General features: G+C 73.1%; 6 protein-coding genes. 2 read left to right on the top strand and 4 right to left on the bottom strand.

Annotated elements, in window-relative coordinates; genetic code table 11:
- Positions 1 to 80: 80 nt before the first annotated feature.
- The 4 genes from FV227_RS27935 to FV227_RS27920 all read right to left on the bottom strand — a co-directional run bounded on the left by FV227_RS27935 (position 81) and on the right by FV227_RS27920 (position 2,986).
- Positions 81 to 1,676 carry an AMP-binding protein gene (locus FV227_RS27935; protein WP_147860415.1) on the bottom strand — a complete coding sequence of 532 codons (1,596 nt, stop codon included), beginning with the start codon at positions 1,674 to 1,676 and terminating at the stop codon, positions 81 to 83.
- Positions 1,677 to 1,682: 6 nt separating this feature from the next.
- A complete protein-coding gene (locus FV227_RS27930) occupies positions 1,683 to 2,282 on the bottom strand; it encodes a nitroreductase family protein (RefSeq protein WP_246686525.1) in 600 nt (199 codons plus the stop codon).
- A 76-nt stretch (positions 2,283 to 2,358) separates the two neighbouring features.
- A complete protein-coding gene (locus FV227_RS27925; protein WP_147729894.1) occupies positions 2,359 to 2,613 on the bottom strand; it encodes a hypothetical protein in 255 nt (84 codons plus the stop codon).
- 103 nt (positions 2,614 to 2,716) lie between these two features.
- On the bottom strand, positions 2,717 to 2,986 hold the full coding sequence (locus FV227_RS27920; RefSeq protein ID WP_147727018.1) for an XRE family transcriptional regulator: 270 nt from the start codon (positions 2,984 to 2,986) through the stop codon (positions 2,717 to 2,719).
- Between the two features lie 343 nt (positions 2,987 to 3,329).
- Between FV227_RS27920 and FV227_RS27915 the strand changes: the two genes are divergently transcribed.
- Both FV227_RS27915 and FV227_RS29435 read left to right on the top strand, forming a co-directional pair.
- Positions 3,330 to 3,836 (top strand): META domain-containing protein, encoded by a 507-nt coding sequence (locus FV227_RS27915; protein ID WP_147727014.1) that lies wholly within the window; start codon positions 3,330 to 3,332, stop codon positions 3,834 to 3,836.
- Between the two features lie 98 nt (positions 3,837 to 3,934).
- The gene (locus FV227_RS29435) at positions 3,935 to 4,090 is read left to right on the top strand and encodes a hypothetical protein (protein WP_187274986.1); all 156 of its coding nucleotides are present in this window, start codon (positions 3,935 to 3,937) and stop codon (positions 4,088 to 4,090) included.
- Positions 4,091 to 4,268 lie beyond the last annotated feature (178 nt).

The raw sequence follows: 4,268 nt of genomic DNA, 5'->3' as shown, positions 1-4,268 counted from the left end.
AGAGGTCGCTCCCCTCTCCCGACCCTCGCTGACGCGAGGCCCACCCTCCCCCGCAGAGGGGGGGAGGGAGGCCATCCGCCTCACTCCGCGTCGCGCAGCGCCCGACGGATGATCTTGCCGGTGGTGGTCATCGGCAGGGCGTCGCGAAAGGCGATCTCGCGCGGGTACTCGTGGGCCGAGAGCCGCGTGCGCACGAAGGCCTGGATCTCGTCGGCGAGCGCCGGCGAGGCGGCGTAGCCCGGGCGCAGGACGAGGAAGGCCTTCACGATCTCCGTGCGCAGCGGATCGGGCTTGCCGACCGCGGCGGCGAGCGCCACGGCCGGGTGGGCGCACAGGCAGGCCTCGATCTCGGCGGGGCCGATCCGGTAGGCCGCCGAGGTGATCAGGTCGTCGTCGCGGCCGACGAAGTGGACGTAGCCGTCCGCGTCGCGCCGGGCCTGGTCGCCGGTGAGCATCCAGTCGCCGGAAAACTTGCGCGCGGTCGCCTCGGGCTGGTTCCAGTAGCGCAGGAACATCACCGGATCGGGGCGGGCGACGGCGATCTCGCCTGGCTCGTCCGTGCCGGCCTCGCTGCCGTCGGGCCGCAGGATCGCGACGCGGTGGCCCGGCACCGGCTTGCCGGCCGAGCCCGCCCGGCCGATCCCTTCCGCCGGCGCGGCCGCGAGCACGAGGTTGCATTCGGTCTGCCCGTAGGCCTCGCCGACGGCGAGCCCGAGCGCGTCCTCCGCCCAGCGATAGGTGTCGGCGCCGAGCGCCTCGCCGGCCGAGGCGACGTTGCGCAGCGACGAGAGGTCGTAGCGCGTGCGCGGCGCCTCGACCGCGCGCAGCATCCGCAGGGCGGTCGGCGCGAGGAAGGCGTTGGTGATCCGTAAGCGCTCGATCAGCCGGAAGGCGGCGTCGGCCTCGAACCGGGCGGCGCGGGCCACCACCGGCACGCCGTGGCGCAGCGCCGGCATCAGCACGTTGAGCAGGCCGCCGGCCCAGGCCCAGTCCGAGGGCGTCCACATCAGGTCGCCGGGGCGCGGCGGAAAGGCATGCATCCGGTCGAAGCCGGGCAGGTGGCCGAGCAGCACCCGGTGCCCGTGCAGGGCGCCCTTCGCCTGTCCCGTGGTGCCGGAGGTGTAGATCATCAGCGCCGGGTCGTCGGGGCCGGTGTCGTGGGCCGAGAAGTCGGGTGCGGCGGCTGCGAGCAGGTCGGCGAGGCCGAGCGCGTCGCCCGAGGCGCCGTCGACCGAGACCAGCAGGAACAGCTCCGGCAGCTGCCCGCGGATCAGCTCGAGCTTGGCCAGCCCGGCCGCGTCGGTGATGCAGGCGCGCGCGCCGGAGTCGGCGAGGCGGTAGGCCAGCGCCTCCGGGCCGAACAGGCCGGCGAGCGGCAGCGCGATGGCGCCGAGCTTGTAGGCGGCGGCGTGCGCCACCATCACGGCGGTCGATTGCGGCAGCAGCACCGCGACGCGGTCGCCCGGGCCGATCCCGCGGCCGGCGAGCGCTCCGGCGAGCCGATCCGAGTCCGTGCGAAGCCGCCCGAACGTCGTGGTCGCGACGGTGCCGTCGGCGGCGACCTCCAGGATCGCCGGGCGTTCCGGCTCGGCGGTGCCCCAGCGGTCGCAGACGTCGACGCCGATGTTGTACCGGGCCGGGATGTCCCAGCGGAAGCCGGCCTCGGGCGCGTCCACCCGCGTCTAGCCGCCGGTCGCGGGGAAGCCGCCGGAGAAGACGAAGTCGGTGATCGGGCGCCGGCCGTTATGGGCCTCCTTGGCACGCTGCTCGTCGTCGAGGTGTTCCGGCGCCACCGCGCGACCCACGCCGTAGGCGGCCTGGATGGTGTGGTGCTCCGGCACGTTGAGCACCCCCGGCGCCCGCGCGCGGTCGAAGCCGCCCATGCCGTGGACGTGCCAGCCCTGGCGGTTGGCCTGGAGCTGGAAGGCGAGCGAGGCGGCGCCGGCATCGAGCGCATGGCTCCCCGCCGGCTTGAACTCGTCGCCGACCTTCATGCGCTCGCTGGAGACGAGGAACACCAGTGCGCCCGTGCCAATTGCCCATTTCTGGTTGCCCGGCAGGATCAGGCCGTAGAACGTCTCCCAGTTCGCGTCGTCGCGCAAAGCGTAGAGGAAGCGCCAGGGCTGGGAATTGTAGGAGGAGGGCGACCAGCGCGCCGCCTCGAACATCCGCATCAGCTCCGCCTCGGGCACCGCCTCGCCGGTGAACAGGCGGGGGGAGCGGCGATCGACGAAGATCGGATCGACCGCGTGGTCGGGCCGGCGCGGGTTGTCTGCGGTCACGGGCGTTGTCTCCGGATGGTGCGGCGCACTCGTGGCATCCCTTTGCACGAGCGGCGGCCCTGTCCGCAAGATCGGCCTAGCGCCGGCCGGACAGCCCGCCCATCCGGGCGAGTCGCCCCTGCTCGACGTGCCAGCGCGCCTCCTCGACGGCATCGGCGAGGCGGCGGATGCGCCAGCGTCGCCACGGGCGGATCAGCGGATGACCGGGAAGCCGGGTCTCGTGGTGGCGCAGCCGCGCCACGAGGCGCGGAAGGCAGGCCGCGGCCGCCTCGCCGGTCGCGACCTCCATCTTGCGCAGGGTCTCGCGGAGCTCGGCCTTGTGGTCCGCCATCGCCCGCACCCCGCGCCCTCGGATCGGGCGATCCTGAGCCGACGCGGCGTCGCCGCATAGGCGGCACGGGAGCGCGGGCGCCGGCGGCGCCCCCGCGTCCGGGTCAGCGGTCGTTCTCGGTGGTCAAGGCGTCGAGGCGGGTGCCCTCGCCGCCGGTCTGCGTGAGCCGGACGCCGGAGCTGCCGTCCTCGCTGAAGGCGACGCCGGCCGTCATCAGCGCGCTGCGCAGGACCTCGACCTGGCCCGAGGGCGGATCGCCGGTGCCGGCCTCGAAGTCGCGCACGAAGCCCGCATCGAGCCCGGACTTGGCGGCCAGGTCGGCCTCGGACCAGCCGAGCAGCCCCCGCGCGGCCCGCGACTGGACCGGGCTCAACGGCCTCGGGGCAGCGCCGCTCTGCCCACCTTCGTCAGATCCCGCCAAGCCGAACTCTCCTCGATTCGCCGATCTGGCCGACCGCCATCCGGTGCGTGACAACGGAGCGGAACGCGGATCGTTTCAGAATTCCGGCGAACGGCCCCGAATCCTGCGGACGGGCCGGCGAACTTCGCGCGGGACGCCGACAAAAGCCCGCCTGCGGCCGCCTTGACCACAATTGTGCTGAAATCCTATCGCATTGGCGCTTCCGCGCGCCGCCACGGGCCCAGGCACGGGCTCCCGAATGCCTCCAAGGCATCCCGAGGGTGGCGCACCGGAAACGAGGGACAAGGGGCGTACCATGAAACCGATGCTGATCGCCGCTCTGGCCTGCGCCGCCGGTGCGCTGGTTCTCACCACGGCGACCGAGACGAGGGCGCAGAACTCGATCAGCGGCTTCGGCAAGGGCAACCGCCGGCCCGGCGGCGAGGACAAGAAAGAGCAGTACATCCCCGGCGCCAAGCAGACCGAGAAGGTGTTTCCGCTGGACTCGACCTGGACCGCGGTGAGCATCAACGGCAAGCCGTTCGGCGGCACCGACCGGCCGAGCTTCATCATCGACAAGCAGTACCGCGCCCGCGGCTACGGCGGCTGCAACACCTTCGCGGCGACAGCCTTCCCGCTCAAGGAGCAGCACCTCGCGGTCGGCCCGCTCGCCCTCACCAAGAAGTCCTGCGACAAGAGCCTCCAGGCGACCGAGCAGGCTTACTTCGTGGCGCTCCGCACGGCGGCGCAGTGGGACATGGTCGGCTCGCAGCTCGTGCTGAAGAGCCCCAACGGCGAGCTGAAGTTCGACCGCGCGCTTTAAGGCGCCGTTGACCACGCTTCCACGCGGCCGGGCCCGATTCACCAGGCCTTGAGACGCCCCCGCGCCTTCTTCGATCCGGTTCACGGTCGGAGGGGCGCATGGCGGCAAAGATCGGTCTCGGGCGAGCGACCCTCCGCGCGGGCGTGCACGACGCCTCCCGCTACGTCGCGCCGCCGAGCTTCCACCCCCGCGCGGCCTGGATCGCAGCCGCCGTGCCGCTCCTCGGCCTCCTTCTCGCGCTCGGCGCCCGCTGACGCAGCCGCCGCGACCCGGCCGGCGAAGAACGATCTTCCCCGTATCGCCGGCCGCGCAGAAGCGATCTTCCACGCTTCGGCGAGGTACGCCGACGCGGGAGAAAATGATCGCCGTATCCGGCACTTGGCCCGATTGCCCCCGCCCGCCGCACGCGATATCCCGGCTCCGGAAACGCCC

This window comes from Methylobacterium sp. WL119 (assembly GCF_008039875.1).
Lineage (GTDB): Bacteria > Pseudomonadota > Alphaproteobacteria > Rhizobiales > Beijerinckiaceae > Methylobacterium.
Note: the sequence above shows the minus strand (reverse complement) of the source record. Positions and strands in the feature narration are given on the sequence as shown.

Excerpts from the sequence above, each read along its gene's own strand:
- FV227_RS29435 (WP_187274986.1), top strand. The coding sequence starts at position 3,935 with ATGGCGGCAAAGATCGGTCTCGGGCGAGCGACCCTCCGCGCGGGCGTG.
- FV227_RS27925 (WP_147729894.1), bottom strand. The coding sequence starts at position 2,613 with ATGGCGGACCACAAGGCCGAGCTCCGCGAGACCCTGCGCAAGATGGAG.
- FV227_RS27915 (WP_147727014.1), top strand. The coding sequence starts at position 3,330 with ATGAAACCGATGCTGATCGCCGCTCTGGCCTGCGCCGCCGGTGCGCTG.